This is a genomic window from Haloferax sp. ATCC BAA-644, assembly GCF_000336975.1.
GTDB classification, from domain to species: Archaea; Halobacteriota; Halobacteria; order Halobacteriales; family Haloferacaceae; genus Haloferax; species Haloferax volcanii.
Map to the genome: position 1 here is coordinate 96,401 of NZ_AOLF01000013.1, position 16,544 is coordinate 112,944.

Below are 16,544 nucleotides of genomic sequence, written 5' to 3' on the forward strand. Positions count from 1 at the left end.
CACACACAATGGTTTATGAAACCATCGCGTTCGCGCTGTTCGCCCTCGTCACCGTGGGTTGCAGCCTGGGCGTCGTCCTCGTGCGGGACATCTGGCATTCCGCACTCCTGCTCGGGGGCGCGCTCTTGAGCGTCGCGGTGCATTACGTGATGTTGCAGGCGGAGTTCCTCGCCGCCATGCAGGTCCTCGTCTACGTCGGCGGGGTCCTGATTCTCATCACGTTCGCCGTGATGCTGACGCGTATCAATCCGGAGGTGAGTAGTACATGACAACCAAACCGCAGCTGAAACTCGGTTCGCACCTCGTGCCCGGACTCGCTGCCGTCGCGCTGTTCGTCGTGATGGCGGTCGTGTTCCTCGGCGCGTCGTTCCCGAACCCACAGGGGTTCCCGGAGGGAGCAAACATCACCGCGAGCATCGGCTATTCGATGTTCAACCTCGGGTTCGGAAGCGTCGACGGCGAGAGCATGCTGGTCGCGTTCGAAATCATCGACCTCGTGCTCGTCGCCGCGCTCGCCGGCGCGGTGCTCCTCGCTCGCCGCGAGGACACCACGGGGCAGATGCGGACCATCCTGACCGACGGCGGTCGGGAGCTCAAGCAGACGCTGTTCGACGACGAGGAGGGTGACAACTGATGGTGCCCGCGCAGTACTACCTCGTTCTGTCGGCCGCCGTGTTCTGCATCGGTATCTTCGGCCTCTTGACCCGTCGGAACGCGCTGTTGTTCCTGATGTCGGTCGAACTGATGCTGAACGCCGCGAACATCAACCTCGTCGCGTTCTCCTACTACTGGGGTAACGTGACGGGCCAGACGTTCGGGCTGTTCACGATGGCGCTCGCCGCCGCCGAGGTGGCGGTCGGTATCGGCATCATCCTCGTACTGTACCGCAACTTCGACGGCGTGGACGTGACCAACGCGACCACGATGAGGTGGTAATCTATGGCAGGTATCTTAGACTTCGCTCCGGCCATCGTCCTCCTCCCGTTCCTCTCGTTCCTGATCGCGCTCGGGGCGGGACGGTACATGCCGAAGGGAGGCGCGCTGGCGGGTATCGGCGCGACGGCGGGCTCGTTCGTCCTGTCCATCGCGACGTTCTTCGCCGTCAGCGGCGGACAGACCTACAACCAACACATCTACACGTGGGCGACCGGCGCCGGCGACGCGGTGACGCTCGACTTCGGCCTACTCATCGACCCGCTTTCGTCGATGATGCTCGTCATCGTGACGCTCGTCGCCGTCCTCGTCCACATCTTCAGCCTCGGCTACATGAACGACGAGGGCGAGACGGGCCTCCCGCGCTACTACGCCGGGCTCGGCCTGTTCACCGCGTCGATGCTGGCGTTCGTCGTGTCCAGCAACCTCCTCATGGCGTTCATGTTCTTCGAGCTGGTGGGGCTGTGTTCCTACCTGCTCATCGGCTTCTGGTTCCGCCAGGAGGGCCCGCCGAGCGCCGCGAAGAAGGCGTTCCTCGTCACCCGCTTCGGTGACTACTTCTTCCTCATCGGCGTCGTCGCGGTGTTCGCGACGTTCGGCTCGGCGGCGTTCGCCGGTCCCGAGGCGTTCCCCGTCCTCGCCGAGGAGGCGCTCCACGGCGAGCACGCGGTCAACACGTTCCTCGGCATGGGTGAACAGGCGTGGTTCACCGTCGTCGGCCTCCTCGTTCTCGGGGGCGTCGTCGGCAAGTCCGCGCAGTTCCCCCTGCACACGTGGCTTCCGGACGCGATGGAAGGCCCGACTCCCGTCTCCGCGCTCATTCACGCGGCGACGATGGTCGCCGCGGGTGTCTACCTCGTCGCCCGGATGTACGGCTTCTACGCGCTGACCCCGACGACGCTCGGTATCATCGCGCTCGTGGGCGGCTTCACGGCCCTCTTCGCCGCGACGATGGGCGTCGTCAAGAAAGAGATCAAGCAGGTGCTCGCGTACTCGACCATCAGCCAGTACGGCTACATGATGCTCGGGCTCGGCGTCGGCGGCTACGTCGCCTCGACGTTCCACCTGCTCACCCACGCCTTCTTCAAGGCGCTTCTGTTCCTCGGTGCCGGTGCGGTCATCATCGCGATGCACCACAACGAGAACATGTGGGAGATGGGCGGTCTCAAAGACAAGATGCCCGTGACGTACTACGCGTTCCTCTCGGGCTCGCTCGCGCTCGCCGGCATCGTTCCGTTCGCCGGCTTCTGGTCGAAAGACGAGATTCTGTACGAGGCGCTCAACCACGGTCTCGGGACCGACGGCGGTCTCGGAACCGTCTTCCTCATCGCGTACGCGATGGGGCTCATCGCCGTGTTCTTCACCGGGTTCTACACCTTCCGGATGGTGTTCCTCACCTTCCACGGCGAACCGCGTAGCGACACCGCGCGCGACCCGCACGGCTTCGGCTGGAACGTCAAGTTCCCGCTCGCCGTCCTCGGCGTGCTCGCGGCCGTCACCGGCCTCGTCAACATGGCTCCGGTGGAGGACCTCACGGGGATTCACCTCACGTTCCTCCACGACTGGCTCGACGGCGGCATCACCTCGCTGACCTCGCACCACTACCTCGAAGTGCTCGAAAGCGGCGTCGGTGCGGGGCTCCACCCGGCCGGCATCGGCTCTATCGCGCCGGGGCTGGTCTCGCTGGCCCTCGCCCTCGCGGGTGCCGGACTCGCCTACCGCCTGTACAACGTCCCCGAGCCCGTCGAACACACGGACAAGCTCGGGAGCATCAAGACCGTACTGTACAACAACTACTACCAGGACGAGTACCAGGTCTGGATTGCGACCGGCGTCGTCCAGCCCATCTCGCGCGCCCTCGATAAGTTCGACCAGGGCATCGTCGACGGCGTCGTCAACGGTATCTCCAGCGTGAGCCTGTTCGCTGGCGGTCGCGTCAAGCGCGTCCAGACCGGTGTGGTGAGCAACTACGCGGCGCTCCTCACGCTCGGTCTGACCGCGCTGCTTCTCGGTCTCGGTCTGCTCGGAGGTTGGTTCGCATGATAATCGAAGCGCTCATCGCAGTCACGTTCCTCGCCGCGCTGGTCACCTTCGTCCTGCCGGACCGGTACGCCGGCAAGGCGGCCTTCGCGCTGAGTCTGGCTCCCGTCGTCGGGAGCCTCTACATGTGGCAACAGTACGACGCGAGCGGGAACGCCCTCCTGGGCGGGAACATCGCGTTCGAGACAGACATCGCCTGGCTGCAACTCGGCCAGTACGACATTCACTGGATGGTCGGCGTCGACGGCATCAGCATGCCGCTTGTCGTCCTCACAACCATCCTCACCACGCTCGCTATCGTCAGCGCGTGGACGCCCATCTCGGAGCGTCAATCCCAGTTCTTCGGCCTGATGCTCCTGATGGAGGCAAACCTGCTCGGCGTCTTCACGGCGCTCGACTTCTTCGTCTGGTTCATCTTCTGGGAGGCCGTGCTCCTGCCGATGTACTTCCTCATCGGCGTCTGGGGCGGCCCACGCCGGAAGTACGCGGCGATCAAGTTCTTCGTCTACACGAACATCGCGTCGCTCGTGATGTTCATCGGCTTCATCTCGCTGGTGTTCGGTCTCGGCGACTCGATATCGTCGTTCCGCCTGCCAGAAATCGCGCAGGCGTTGCAGGCCGGACAACTCGGGAGCTTCGCGGGACTGTCGGCCGGCGCACTCGCGTCTGTCGCGTTCGTCGCGATGTTCTTCGGATTCGCGGTGAAGGTCCCGGTCGCCCCGCTTCACACGTGGCTGCCGGACGCACACGTCGAGGCCCCCACGCCGGTGTCGGTCATGCTGGCGGGGGTCCTCCTGAAGATGGGTACGTACGCCCTGCTCCGGTTCAACTTCACGATGCTGCCGGAGACGGCGCGCGCCTTCGCGCTGCCCATCGCCCTGCTCGCCGTCGCGAGCGTCATCTACGGCGCACTGCTCGCGCTGGCCCAGCAGGACCTCAAGCGCATCGTCGCGTACTCCTCCGTCTCGTCGATGGGGTACGTCATCCTCGGTCTCATCGCCTACACCACCTACGGCGTCGGCGGTGCGACCTTCCAGATGGTCGCCCACGGCCTCATCTCCGGACTGATGTTCATGGCCGTCGGTGTCATCTACAACACGACCCACACGCGCATGGTGTCGGACATGTCCGGCATCGCGGACCGGATGCCGGTCACGGCGGGTATCTTCGTCGCCGGCGCGTTCGGGTACATGGGCCTGCCGCTCATGGCCGGCTTCGCGGCCGAGTTCTTCATCTTCAAGGGCGCGTTCGAGTCCACGGTGATGGAGGCGATGCCGCTGTTCACCGGCGCTGCGATGTTCGGCATCGTCATCGTCGCCGGCTACCTGCTGTTCGCGATGCAGCGGACGCTGTTCGGACCCTTCCGGTTCGACGGCGACTACGACGTCACGGAGGCACCGTTCCACGACGTCGCACCGCTCGCGGTGCTGCTGCTTCTCACCATCGTGCTCGGCGTCTCGCCGGATATCTTCTTCACGATGATTCAGGACGCAGTTACTCCGATTCTCGAACTGGGAGGTGCGTTCTAGATGACGCCCCTCCAGTCCGCTCCCCAGTGGTTCGCAACGGCTCCCGCCATCGTGCTCGCGTTGACGGGGCTCGCGCTGCTGCTCATCGACACCATCGACCCCGACTCCACGAACAACGGCCTCCTGGCCGGCACGGCGACGCTCGGCGCGCTCGCCGCCGGCGGCATCGCCGGCTGGTTCCTCATCGGCGGAACCGGCATGGAGTCAACCGGCGGCGCGATTTCGCTGTACGGCGACGCGCTCGTCGTCGACGGGATGAGCCTGTTCTTCACGCTCATCTTCACCAGCGTCGCCGCGATGGTCTCGGTCGCCTCGTACGACTACCTCGCGGACCAGCAGTACCAAGGCGAGTTCTACGCCCTCGTGCTGTTCGCCGCGACCGGCATGACCCTCATGGGGATGTCGAACTCGCTGGCGACCGTCTTCGTCAGCCTCGAACTGGCGTCCCTGCCCTCGTACGCGCTCGTCGCGTTCCTCAAGAAGGACCGCGGCAGCATCGAGGCCGGGCTGAAGTACTTCCTCATCGGCGCGCTGTCGTCGGCGGTGTTCGCGTTCGGTATCAGCCTCGTGTTCGCCGTCACCGGCTCGCTGGTGCTCCCGGAGATCGCCGCGACGCTCGCTGAGGGCACCGAACTGGTCGGCGTCCTCGGCCTCGGCGTGCTGATGCTCGCCGGCGGCTTCGCGTTCAAGACCGCCTCCGTCCCGTTCCACTTCTGGGCGCCGGAGGCCTACGAGGGCGCGCCAGCGCCCGTGAGCGCGTTCCTCTCGTCGGCGTCGAAGGCGGCCGGCTTCGCCGTCGCCTTCCGCGTGTTCACCGTCGCGTTCCCCCTTGAGACCGTCACCGCAATCGGCGGCGGGAGCGTCGACTGGTCGCTGCTCTTCGCGGTGCTCGCCGTCGTCACCATGACGCTCGGTAACTTCGCGGCGGCGACGCAGAACAACGTCAAGCGGATGCTCGCGTACTCCTCTATCGGTCACGCGGGGTACGCGCTCATCGGTCTCGCGGCCATCACCGCCGACGGCGGTGCCGCAAACGGTGATGTCCTCGGCGCGAGCATGGCTCACCTGTTCGTCTACGGCTTCATGAACACGGGCGCGTTCCTGTTCATCGCCATGGTCGAAAAGTGGGGCCTCGGCCGCACGTTCGAGGACTACAACGGCATCGCGTCGAAGGCACCCATCGCCGCCTCGGCGATGACCGTCTTCATGTTCTCGCTCGCGGGGCTTCCGCCGTTCGGCGGCTTCTTCTCGAAGTACGCCCTGTTCGAGTCGGCCATCGGCTCCGGCTTTTGGTGGCTCGCCGCGGTCGGCGCGGTCAACAGCGCACTGTCGTTGTTCTACTACAGCCGCGTCGTGAAGGCGATGTGGATCGAGGAGCCGTCGAAGCCCCTCGAAATCGGCAGTCAGCCGGTCGGTCTCTACGTGGCGATCGTCTTCGCCGCGGTGGGGACGGTCCTGCTCCTGCCCGGCTTCCAGCCCGTCATCGAGACGGCTCAGACCGTCGCCGCCGCGCTCTTCTGAGCGTTTCGGCGATTCGGATCAACTCCGTTCGGTCTCTTTTATTCCCGCAGTAACTCGCCGAGCGCCGACGCCAACTCCTCGGAGCGCCTGAGCGTCAGGCCGTCGGTCGTGACGAACACACCCTTGTCGTCTGCGGTCACCCGCGTCAGGTAGCCGTGGTCGAACGCGCGAACGGTGTAGCGGTAGTTACCGAGTTCGGAGCCGCGATAGGCGGTTCGGGCCTGAAACCCGTCGGTCTCGTGTTCGACGAACCCGGTGAGGTCGGCGTCGGCTTCGAGGTCGTTCCGGAGGTATATCTGTTCGCAGCGGTCGTGCGTAAAGTACGTCACGCTCCTGAGGTCGTCGCCGACGACGGTTCGACAGGTTCGGACGAACGACTCGGCTCGCGATTCGGGGAGCAGTTGCGTCTCGAGTTCCATCGTGTATGTGTCATGGTATGCCATGACATAATATCATCGCCGGATGGGAGGACGGTAGGGTTTTGCGGCCGGAGTTCGACCGTCCGTGTATGGTACGTCGCCTGATTCTCGGCTGCGGGTCGCTCGGTGGGGGCCTCGTCGGGCAACTCGCCGGCCGCGGCGGGACGGTGACGGTCGTCACCGACCGACAGGGCCGCGCCGAGGACCTCCGCTCGGACGGCATCGCCGCGCGAGAGGGCGACCCCGCGGACCCGTCGACCTACCCCGAGGAGGTGGACCTCGTCGTCGTCGGCGGACAGTCGCCGCAGGGAAATCTCGACGCGGCGCGCGCGGCCCGCGACCACTATCCGGACGCGCCGCTCGTCGTCTACCTCGGCGACGACGCCGCCCCGTCGGTCCGCGCCGACATCTACGACCTCGCCGACGAGGTCATCGACCCGCGCCGAGTGGTCACAGAGCGCATCCTCGACGCCGTCGGCACGTCGCACACGGAGCGGCTGAACCGGCTGATGCGGGTCCTCCGGAACGTCGACGGCAGGCTCGCGGTTGTGATGCACGACAACCCCGACCCCGACGCCATCGCCGCGGCGCTGGCGCTCCAAGCCATCGCCGAGCGGGCGGGCGTCGACGCCGACGTGTGTTACTTCGGCGATATTTCTCACCAGGAGAACCGCGCGCTCGTGAACCTCCTCGAACTGGACCTCCGCGTCCTCGACGAGGTGCCCGCGGACGACGAGTACGCCGGCTTCGCGCTCGTCGACCACTCCCGGCCGGGCGTCAACGACCGCCTGCCGCCGGAGACGACCATCGATGTCGTCATCGACCACCACCCGCCGCGCGCGCCGGTCGAGGCGGCGTACGTCGACCTCAGACGCGGCGTCGGCGCGACGAGCACGCTGCTGGCGGAGTATCTCGAACGGCTCGGTATCGTCCCCGATACGACGGTGGCGACCGCGCTGTTGTTCGGGATTCAGGTCGACACCAACGACTTCACGCGGGAGGTGTCGACCGCCGACTTCGAGGCCGCCGCCTTCCTCATCCCGCACGTCGACGTGGACCTGCTCGAACGGGTCGAGACGCCGAGTCTGACCTCCGAGACGATGGAGACGCTCGCGCGCGCCGTCTCGAACCGCGACGTTCGGGGGAACGTCCTCACGACGAACGTCGGCGACATCCGCGAGCGGGACGCGCTCGCGCAGGCCGCCGACCACCTCCTCGGGATGGAGGGCGTCGAGGTGACGGTCGTCTACGGCCTGATGGACGGGACGGTCTACGTCTCCGGTCGCGCCCGCGGAGCGCGGGTCGACCTCGGTGAGGCGTTCCGAGAGGCGCTCGGCTCCATCGGAAGCGCCGGCGGCCACGCCGACATGGCGGGCGCACAGATTCCGCTCGGCATCCTCGACGACGTGGGCGACGACTCTCGGGAGTCGCTCGCGACGATCGTCACCGACATCGTCGCCGGACGGGTGTTCGAGACGCTCGAACACGCGACGCCGACGCCGAGTCTGGACACCGACGTGGCCTTCGAGTACCCGTTAGATGAGTGAGCGCCCACACGTTTTTGCCGACGGTGGCCCTATCAGGTGGGAGATGACTACTAAAGCGACCGTCAAGGAGTACATGACGCGCGAGGTCCAGACCGTCTCTCCGACCGACACGGTCGCGGACGTCGCCCAGCGCATCGCGGAGAGCGACGGGCACAACGGGTTCCCCGTCTGCGACGGACGCAAGGCCGAGGGCTTCGTCACGGCCCGCGATATCCTCCTGTCTGCGGACGACGCGCCCATCGAGACGGTGATGGCGACGGACCTCGTTGTCGCTCATCCCGAGATGGACGTGAACGACGCCGCCCGCGTCATCCTCCGGTCGGGCATCCAGAAACTCCCGGTCGTCGACGACGCGGGTAACCTCGTCGGCATCATCTCGAACACCGATGTCATCCGGAGCCAAATCGAGCGCGCGACGCCCGAGAAGGTGGGCAAACTCATGCGAACGCTCGAACAGATTCACGGCATCACGGTCCACCAAGAGCGCCGCACGGTCTCGCTTTCGGCCCTCATCCCCACGCAGGCCCGCGTCTACGCCGACGAACTCGACGGTCGCCGGTACGAACTCGAACGCGGTCTCGCCGAACCGCTCGTCGTCATCGACAACAACGGAACGCTGCTCCTCGCGGACGGCCACCACCGCGTCCTCGCGGCCGACCGCATCGGCATCGAGGAGATGGACGCCTACGTCATCGTCGTCGACGACCCCGTCGAACTCGGGATGCAGCGGACCGCGGAAAAGGAGGGCCTCAGTTCCATCTCGGACATCGACATCGTCGACTACGCCCGACACCCGCTTGTCGAGACGACCCGCCGACTCCAGTAGTCCGGCGTCAGTCGTCCACGTCGTACTCGGTTTTCCACGCGTCGACGGTCTCGCGCGCCTCGGCTTCCGACTCGAACCGCTTGCCCTCGTAGCCGCGGCCCTCGGCGGACTGGTAGAGCCGGTCGACTCTGACGTGCCACGTATTCGGCCCGCGTCGGAGCCGAATGGTCGCGTGACCGTCGCTCCGCTCCCACTCCACGATGCGGTCGTCCCGACGGACTTCCGTCCAGCTCACACCGTTGAGTGGCGGCGAAGCCCGAAGTGTCTACCCATCCACCGGCGTCGAGGCGTCGGCCATCGCCGCGGCCGCCGGGCGCGTCTCCGCACCGCACCCCGGACAGACCGCGTACCCGAGTCGGTCGTAGGGAACCTCCGGCGACGGGCGCTCCAGCCCGCACTCCTCGCACGTGAAGTACGAGACCCATTCGAAGGACATACCGGAGCGTAGGATTGTCAACGTATTAATTAATCACCGCTTACCACCCGAGACGGTCGCGTCGGCGACGGCGCGAAAAACGAAGTGCGACGGGGGTTTCGGGGTGTGACGGCGGCGCGCCCCCCGAGATTGGAGCGCGAGTCGTGGCGAGCGAGTCGCCGGTGTTCAGGCGGGCGTCGGGCCTTCCGGGGCCGACGAGTCGTCGTCGGACCGGAACTGCGAGACGAGGTCGAGCGAGTCGTCGGCGCTGCCGAGCAAGAACAGCGAGTAGTACCGGAAGTACGTCACGACGGGCATCTGGACGACCGCGCCGACCGCGATGGCCGCGAGGACGAACAGAACCCCGAGCGCGCCGAAGACGACCAGCCCGGCCGTCGAGAACAGCGCGACGTTCGCGGCGTCGAGCGCGAGGAACGCCCCGCCGCCGACGATGGCGAACGGGATGGCGACGACGAGCAGGGCGAGGAGGGCCGCGATGCCGACAGCGATGCTCGCGAGGATGCCGAGGATGAACCGGACGATGACGTACAGGCCGAACTCGGAGAGTTCGGCGCGGAACACCGGCACGACCCGTCCCCACGACGACAGGAGCGCGCGGTCTTCGGCTATCATCGTCGGGACGACGAAGTCGGTCGTCAACTGCATGACGATGGCGACGACGAACAGTAGCGCGATGGCGAGGAAGACGAGCGGAATGGCGAGGAGGCCCACTGCGGGCGTGACCGCGACGGAACCGAGAAGCACCGCCGCGACCGGGAGCAGGATGACCGCGAGGACGGCGACGAACAGCCCGGCCTGGAAGCCGAACAGCCTGACGCCGAGCCAGAAGCGCTCGCGGAACGGCTTGCGGATGTGCACGTCTTTCGTGACGACGGCGTCCACGAGGACGAACTGCATCACGGAGCCGACGAACATCCACACGAGCCAGAGGACGATACCGACCGCCACGAGCGCGATGACCGCGGCGAAGACGTTTTCGGGCGTCACGAACCCGGGCAGCGAATCGGTCGGGATGTCGGTCGAGCCGCCTCCGGTGGGGGCGGTCGTGCCGGTGTTGCTTCCGGCACCGCCGCTCCCGCCGAGACCACCGATGAAGAGGGCGATGAATGCGAGGCGCGCCCATCGACCCGCGTCGAACGGGAGGAGGAGCGACGTCGTGGCGTCACGAGCGTCGTCGAGGGCGTCGATTGCTTTCCAACTCATGGCCGACAATGCGACGCCCCGCGAGATAAAGCTGTTCGAGCGCTAAGGTGTCTCTCGCACGCCGGTCGCGTCTCCCGCCCGGAAGTGCCACCCATCGGCGTCGTCCGCGAGGCGTTCACACCGCGGGGCCGAGCCGACACCCTCAGGGGAGTCCGGTTCGAACGCTCGCGTCACATGGTAGGTGTCGAAACCGCGCTTCGCCTCGGCGGCGGTCTGGTGTTGTTGCTCGCGAACGCCTTCTTCGTCGTCTCCGAGTTCGCGATGACGCGCGTCCCGCAGTTCGACGAGTCCGCTTTCGAGGGCTCCCGCGGGCTCGAACTCGCGTGGGAGATGACGGAGCGACTCGAAGTGTATCTCTCGGGCTGTCAGGTCGGGATCACCATCGCCAGCGTCGGCCTCGGTGTCGTCGCTGAACCCGCGGTCGCGGCCACGTTCGACGCGGTCCTCGGCGGCGGCGGGGCGGCGGGCTCCCACACGTCGCTTTCGGTCGGGCTGTCGCTCGTCGTCATCAACCTCTCGCACGTCGTCCTCGGCGAGCAGGTGCCGACGTACCTCGGCGTCGAGCGCTCCCGCACGGTGGCGAAGTACACCGCGCCCGTCCTGTACGGCTGGACGAAGCTGATGTACCCGGTCATCGTCGTCGCCGACTGGCTGGCGAAACGCCTGCTGTCGCTCGTCGGCGTCGAGATAACCCGCTCGTGGCAGGAAGCCGAAATCGACGACGAGGACGGCGACGGCTCCGCGGGTGAGGGCACCCGGCTCACGCGCGGCGAGGTCCGCAGCCAGATGGGGGACGTGCTCTCACAGGGTTCGCTCCCCGAAGACCGCCGCGAGGAAGTGCTCAACGCGCTCCGAATCGGTGAGTTGCCCGTCCGCGACGTGATGGTCCCCGCCGACCACGTCGTCGCGCTCTCGGCCGACGCGACCACCGACGAGAGCCTCGAACGCGTCCGGTCGAACCCCCAGCACTCGCGGTTCCCGCTCGTCGGGGACTCGCTGGACGACGTACGGGGCGTCGTCTACGCGCCGACGGTGCTCTCGAACATCGACCGCCTCCAGTCGGGCGACCGCCGCCTCGACGACATCGCCGCGCCCCCGCTTTCGGTCCCCTCGGACCTCTCGGTCAGCGACCTCATCGACCGCTTTCAGGAGGAAAATCAGGAGCTCGCCATGGTCCGCGACCCCGAAAGCGACTCCGTGGTCGGCCTCGTGACCGCCTCCGACGCCTTCGAATCCATCACCGGCCAGCTCTACGACCCGCTCGACCTCGGGGCGTAGGACGCCCGCGGCTGGCGACCCGCCGCGCTCGCGGACCGCCCACGCTTTTCCCCCGGCGCTCGTATCGACTCGCATGACGCCCTTCGAACGACGGACCCGCGCGTGTCAGGACCGACTGGCCGACGCGGACGCCGACGCGACCGTGCTGTTCCCCAGCCGAAACCTGCTGTACCTCTCGGGCTTCGACGAGGAACCCGCAGAGCGCCACCTGCTGCTTTTCGTCCCCCGCGAGGGCGCGCCGGCGTTTCTCGTCCCCGACCTCTACGAGACGCAGGTCCGCGCCGAGTCGTGGGTCGCTGACGTGCGAACGTGGAGCGACGACGACGACCCGCGGGACGCCCTCGCGGACATCGTCTCGGACCTCGGCCTCGCCGGCGGCCGCGTCCTCGTCGACGACACGATGTGGGCGCGCTTCTCGCAGGACCTCCGGGCGGCGCTCCCCGACGCCGACTTCGGGCTGGCGAGCGAGGTCGTCGCCCCGCTTCGCGCGCGGAAGGACGACGCCGAACTCGACGCGCTCCGCCGCGCCGGGGCGGCCGTCGACCGCGCGGTCGAGCGCGTCCGCGACATGGGTGAGGACGCCGTCGGCATGACCGAGAACGAACTCGCCGCGGAAATCGAGCGCCTCCTCGCGGACGAGGGCGGCGAGGGGATTCCCTTCGGCCCGCTCGTCGGCTCCGGCCCGAACGGGGCGATGCCCCACCACAGCCACGGCGACCGCGTCATCGAGTCTGGCGACCCGGTCGTCCTCGACTTCGGGACCGTCGTCGACCACTACCCGAGCGACCAGACCCGAACCGTCGTCTTCGCCGGCGAGCCGCCCGCGGCGTTCGCGGAGGTCCACGGCGTCGTGCAGGCCGCCAGAACCGCCGCCGTCGAGACCGTCGAACCCGGCGTCGCCGCCGGCGACGTCGACCGCGCGGCCCGCGAGGTCATCGAGGAGGCGGGCTACGGCGACCGCTTCATCCACCGGACCGGCCACGGCGTCGGCCTCGACGTGCACGAGGAGCCCTACATCGTCGCCGGAAGCGACCGCGAACTCGAGGTCGGGAACGTCTTCAGCGTCGAACCGGGCGTCTACCTCCCCGACGAGTTCGGCGTCCGAATCGAGGACCTCGTCGTCGTCACCGACGACGGCGCGGAACTCCTGAACGACACCGACCGCGGCTGGCGCTGCTGACCGGGCACTGGTAACGTGACCTGGAACTATTAACTTCCTGACCACCGTAGCGGGCGTATGGTCTCCCGACAGACGCTCGTCGTCACCGGGTTCGTCCTCGCCGCCCTCCCGGTTGCCTACCTCGTCGAAGCGGCTACCGGACAGTTCGTCCTCTCATTTTTCGCGCTCCTCGGCGTCGGCGTCGGCGCGCCGTCGCTCGTCAACGACTATCTCGATAGGCGCGAGGGTGGACAGAACGGGGTCTGAGTCCGAATCCCGAAAAAAGCAGTCGATGCCGACGCGTCGGTCGTTACTCGTCGTCGCCGTCGGCCGCGCCGTCACCGGACGGTTCGATGTTCCCGATGATGGCGTCGATGTCGGCGTGTTCGTACAGCAGGTCGCGCATCCGGTTGACCGTTCGCTCGTCGCGGGTGCGGCCCGTGCTGACGATGTCCTCGGCGCGGTCGGTCACGGAGAGCGTGTCGCCGTTGACGAGCAGCACCGGGACGCCTTTCTCTTCGGCCTTGCCGATGACGGCTCCGACGGGTCGGTGGCCGCCGGTGAGGATGATACATTTGACGCCGGGGGCTTCGAGCGCGGCGCGCTGGATGTTCGCGCGGTCGCCGCCGGTGATGACCGCGGCGTTCTTCGTGCGGCGGAAGTAGCGGAGCGCCGCGTCGCCGCCCATCGCGCCGACGAGGAAGCGCTCGACGAAGGCGTCGGTCGGCGCGTCGGTCGCGAGGTCCGCGCCGAGTTCGTTCGCGAGTTCCTCGACGGTGACGCCCGCGAGGTCCTTTTCGGTCGGGACGACGCCGAGGACGGGGACGCCGCGGGCTTCGAGGAACGGCGCGACCTCGGTTTCGAGTTCGTCGTAGGCAGCGTCGCTCACGCGGTTGAAGACGACGCCCGCGAGGCGGTCGGGGCCGATGTCTTCGACCGCCGCGACCACGTCGTCGAGGTCGCTCGGGTGCTGGTAGTCGGCGACGAGGACGACCTCGGCGTCGAGGAGGTTCGCCACGTCCCCGTCGGTGAGGTCCACGATGCCGCCGGTGCGGTAGGAGCCGCCGCCCTCGACGAGCATCAGGTCCTTGTCGGCCGAGATGTCCTCGAAGTGGTGGGAGATGACCTCCGAAAGCTCCTCGGCATTTTCCTTGCCGCGGACGGCTCCCTGAATGAACGTCGGGGAGTAGACGACGGGTTCGAGCTGGTGCATCTCCGCATCGATGTCGAGCAGTTCGCGGGCGAGCATCGGGTCCTCGTCGAGGGTTTTTCCGGTGCTGGACTGCAGGCGGGTGCCCTTGGGCTTCATGTAGCCCACGTCCAGCCCGCGCTCCTTGGCGAGGACGCCGAGTGCGAGGGTGATTGCGGTCTTCCCGGTGCTTTCTCCGGTCGAGGTGACGAGTACCGTGTTCATTGTTGAGTGATAGGGTGGTGAAGTGTTTAAAGTTCGTCCGGGTCGACGGTGAGTCGAACGTCGACGGCCTTCACGCCGTCCGGCAGCGCGACGAGCGGGTTGATGTCGAGTTCGAGGATGGCCGGGAAGTCGGTGACCAGTTGGGAGAGCCGCTGGATGGTCTCCGTGATGCCGCCGATGTCGACCGGGTCGTTCCCGCGGGCACCGCGGAGCATCGGCGCGGCGTCGATTTCCTTCGTCATGTCTTCCGCTTCCGTCTCGGAGACGGGCGCGACGCGGAACGTCGTGTCTTCGAGGATTTCCACGAAGATGCCGCCGAGGCCGAACATCATGAGCGGGCCGAACTGCGGGTCGCGGTTCATGCCGACGATGGTCTCGACGCCGTCGTCGAGGTTCACCATCTCTTGGACCTGCACGCCGAGGATGTTGGCGTCGGGCTGGTAGTTCTTCGCGCGGGTGATGAGGTCCTCGTAGGCGTCGTAGACGTCCTCGTTTGCGACGCCGACCTTGACGCCGCCGATGTCGGACTTGTGGAGGATGTCCGGGCTGACGATTTTCATCACGACGTTGCCGTCGATGTCCTCCGCGACTTCGAGCGCGTCGGCGGGGTCGTCGACGATGTCGCCGGCCGGCGTCTCGATGCCGTAGGCGTCGAGCAGTTCCATCGCTTCGACGCCGAGACGGGTCTCGTCGCGGTCCTCGACGGTTTCGAGGATTTCCCGGGCGCGCTCGCGGTCCACGTCGAACTCGGTGGGCGCGTCGTACTCGCGCTGGCGGATGTCGGCGTACTCCGAGAGGGCTTCGAGGCCGTCGACGGCGCGCGAGGGGTCGAAGTAGTTCGGGATGCCGGCGTCTTTCATCACGTCGGACGCGGCGTCGACGCGCTCGCCGCCCATGAAGCAGGCGGCGATGGGTTTGTCGTACTCCTGTTGGAGTTCGACGGTGTCGGCGGCGAGTTGGTTGTAGTCGAGGACGGCCGTCGGACAGGTCAAGACGAGCGCCATGCCGACGTTGTCGTCCGCGAGCGCCACGTCGAGGGCCTCCTTGAACCGGGCGTTGTCGGCGTCGCCGACGATGTCGACCGGGTTGTAGATGTTCCCCTCGGCGGGGAGCGACTCGGAGAAGGCTTCGAGCGTCTCGTCGGTGAAGTCGGCCATCCGCAGTTCCGACTCGCCGATGGCGTCGGTCGTCATGACGCCGGGGCCGCCGGCGTTCGTGATGACGGCCACGTCCTTGTTCTCGGGCAGCGGCTGGTCGCCCAGCACGCGGGCGGTGTCGAACAGGTGCTGGACGGAGTCCGCGCGGATGACGCCCGCCTGTTCGAGGCCGGCCTCGTAGGCGGCGTCCGAGCCGGCGATGGTGCCGGTGTGCGAGGAGGCGGCCTGCGCGCCGGCGTCGGTCTTGCCGGACTTGACGAGGACGATGGGCGTGTCTTTCGTCACGTCGCGGGCGGAGTCGATGAACTCGCGGCCCGCCGAGATGCCTTCGAGGTAGCCGATGATGACCTCGGTGTCGGGGTCGTCGTTCCACGCCTCGATGAAGTCGGCCTCGTCGAGGACGGCCTTGTTGCCCAGCGAGACGATGTCCTTGAAGCCGATGTCCTCGTCGTTGGCCCAGTCGATGACGGCCGTGATGAACGCGCCCGACTGGCTCATGAAGGACATGTTGCCGTCGAGGGCCATGTCGGGGCCGAACGTCGCGTTCATGCCCACGTCCGTGTTCATGATGCCCAGACTGTTCGGGCCGACGACGTTGAGGTCGTACTCCTCCGCGATGTCGCGGAGTTCCTGCTCGCGGGCGGCACCCTCGCTGCCCGTCTCGCCGAAGCCGGCGGTGATGACGACCACGTTCTGGATGCCCGCCTCCCCGGCGGACTTCATCGCCGGCAGGACGACCTTCGGAGGGACGACGATGACCGCGAGGTCGGCGTCCGTCTCGCCGACGTCGCCGTAGCACTGGAGGCCGAACAGTTCGTCGTACTTGGGGTTGACCGGAACGACCTCACCGTCGAACTCGTCGATGAGGTTGTCCATGATTGCCCGCCCGATTGCTCCTTCGCGCTCGGTCGCACCGACCACCGCGATTCGGTTCGGCGCGAACAATTCGGATAGCTCTCCCATTGGTTAGTGGTTCCCGTCATTTACTGATAAACTCGGCGGTGTGGGCGGTCTCTCGGCCTTTGGTGGCACGCTACAGTAGCGCAATTAATCGGGATGGTTCGTGGTTTATACCACAGAAT

17 protein-coding genes are annotated in these 16,544 nt (G+C 67.0%); 11 read left to right on the plus strand and 6 right to left on the minus strand.

Features of this window, described 5'->3' with window-relative positions; all coding sequences use genetic code 11:
- Positions 1-8 precede the first annotated feature (8 nt).
- Genes C458_RS04200 through C458_RS04225 form a run of 6 tightly spaced genes read left to right on the plus strand, consistent with a single transcriptional unit; the run spans position 9 to position 6,023 of the window.
- On the plus strand, positions 9-269 hold the full coding sequence (locus C458_RS04200; protein WP_004043960.1) for an NADH-quinone oxidoreductase subunit J: 261 nt from the start codon (positions 9-11) through the stop codon (positions 267-269).
- Positions 266-634 (plus strand): hypothetical protein, encoded by a 369-nt coding sequence (locus C458_RS04205; protein WP_004043959.1) that lies wholly within the window; start codon positions 266-268, stop codon positions 632-634. Before C458_RS04200 ends, C458_RS04205 begins: the two co-directional genes overlap by 4 nt.
- Entirely contained in the window at positions 634-936 is a 303-nt protein-coding gene (nuoK, locus tag C458_RS04210) for an NADH-quinone oxidoreductase subunit NuoK (RefSeq protein ID WP_004043958.1), read from the plus strand. The genes C458_RS04205 and nuoK overlap by 1 nt, the downstream gene beginning before the upstream one ends.
- Positions 937-939: 3 nt before the next feature.
- Positions 940-2,976 carry an NADH-quinone oxidoreductase subunit L gene (gene nuoL, locus C458_RS04215; protein WP_008573498.1) on the plus strand — a complete coding sequence of 679 codons (2,037 nt, stop codon included), beginning with the start codon at positions 940-942 and terminating at the stop codon, positions 2,974-2,976.
- Positions 2,973-4,502, plus strand: coding sequence for a NuoM family protein (locus tag C458_RS04220; RefSeq protein ID WP_008573500.1), 1,530 nt, complete (start codon positions 2,973-2,975; stop codon positions 4,500-4,502). Before nuoL ends, C458_RS04220 begins: the two co-directional genes overlap by 4 nt.
- Positions 4,503-6,023 carry an NADH-quinone oxidoreductase subunit N gene (locus tag C458_RS04225; protein ID WP_008573502.1) on the plus strand — a complete coding sequence of 507 codons (1,521 nt, stop codon included), beginning with the start codon at positions 4,503-4,505 and terminating at the stop codon, positions 6,021-6,023. It abuts the gene before it with no gap.
- Between the two features lie 38 nt (positions 6,024-6,061).
- On the opposite strand, the gene C458_RS04230 is transcribed toward C458_RS04225, so the two are convergent.
- On the minus strand, positions 6,062-6,442 hold the full coding sequence (locus C458_RS04230) for a hypothetical protein (protein ID WP_008573504.1): 381 nt from the start codon (positions 6,440-6,442) through the stop codon (positions 6,062-6,064).
- Between the two features lie 89 nt (positions 6,443-6,531).
- Here C458_RS04230 and C458_RS04235 point away from each other — a divergent pair, with 89 nt between their 5' ends.
- Entirely contained in the window at positions 6,532-7,989 is a 1,458-nt protein-coding gene (locus tag C458_RS04235) for a DHH family phosphoesterase (protein ID WP_008573505.1), read from the plus strand.
- Between the two features lie 43 nt (positions 7,990-8,032).
- Positions 8,033-8,815 (plus strand): CBS domain-containing protein, encoded by a 783-nt coding sequence (locus C458_RS04240; protein ID WP_004064102.1) that lies wholly within the window; start codon positions 8,033-8,035, stop codon positions 8,813-8,815.
- 7 nt (positions 8,816-8,822) lie between these two features.
- On the opposite strand, the gene C458_RS04245 is transcribed toward C458_RS04240, so the two are convergent.
- The 3 genes from C458_RS04245 to C458_RS04250 form a co-directional block, all read right to left on the minus strand.
- Positions 8,823-9,050: a hypothetical protein gene (locus C458_RS04245; protein WP_008573506.1), complete on the minus strand. Its 228-nt coding sequence runs from the start codon at positions 9,048-9,050 to the stop codon at positions 8,823-8,825.
- A 30-nt stretch (positions 9,051-9,080) separates the two neighbouring features.
- Positions 9,081-9,251 carry a hypothetical protein gene (locus C458_RS18360; RefSeq protein WP_004043950.1) on the minus strand — a complete coding sequence of 57 codons (171 nt, stop codon included), beginning with the start codon at positions 9,249-9,251 and terminating at the stop codon, positions 9,081-9,083.
- Between the two features lie 165 nt (positions 9,252-9,416).
- A complete protein-coding gene (locus C458_RS04250) occupies positions 9,417-10,454 on the minus strand; it encodes a hypothetical protein (protein WP_008573507.1) in 1,038 nt (345 codons plus the stop codon).
- 174 nt (positions 10,455-10,628) lie between these two features.
- Here C458_RS04250 and C458_RS04255 point away from each other — a divergent pair, with 174 nt between their 5' ends.
- The 3 genes from C458_RS04255 to C458_RS04265 all read left to right on the plus strand — a co-directional run bounded on the left by C458_RS04255 (position 10,629) and on the right by C458_RS04265 (position 13,158).
- A complete protein-coding gene (locus C458_RS04255) occupies positions 10,629-11,732 on the plus strand; it encodes a CNNM domain-containing protein (protein ID WP_008573508.1) in 1,104 nt (367 codons plus the stop codon).
- Between the two features lie 73 nt (positions 11,733-11,805).
- Positions 11,806-12,912: an aminopeptidase P family protein gene (locus C458_RS04260; protein WP_008573509.1), complete on the plus strand. Its 1,107-nt coding sequence runs from the start codon at positions 11,806-11,808 to the stop codon at positions 12,910-12,912.
- A gap of 57 nt (positions 12,913-12,969) precedes the next feature.
- Positions 12,970-13,158 carry a hypothetical protein gene (locus C458_RS04265; protein ID WP_008573510.1) on the plus strand — a complete coding sequence of 63 codons (189 nt, stop codon included), beginning with the start codon at positions 12,970-12,972 and terminating at the stop codon, positions 13,156-13,158.
- 43 nt (positions 13,159-13,201) lie between these two features.
- Here C458_RS04265 and C458_RS04270 read toward each other — a convergent pair whose 3' ends face one another.
- Both C458_RS04270 and C458_RS04275 read right to left on the minus strand, forming a co-directional pair.
- Positions 13,202-14,305, minus strand: coding sequence for a phosphotransacetylase family protein (locus C458_RS04270; protein WP_008573511.1), 1,104 nt, complete (start codon positions 14,303-14,305; stop codon positions 13,202-13,204).
- Between the two features lie 26 nt (positions 14,306-14,331).
- Positions 14,332-16,425, minus strand: coding sequence for an acetate--CoA ligase family protein (locus tag C458_RS04275; RefSeq protein WP_008573513.1), 2,094 nt, complete (start codon positions 16,423-16,425; stop codon positions 14,332-14,334).
- Positions 16,426-16,544: the final 119 nt, after the last annotated feature.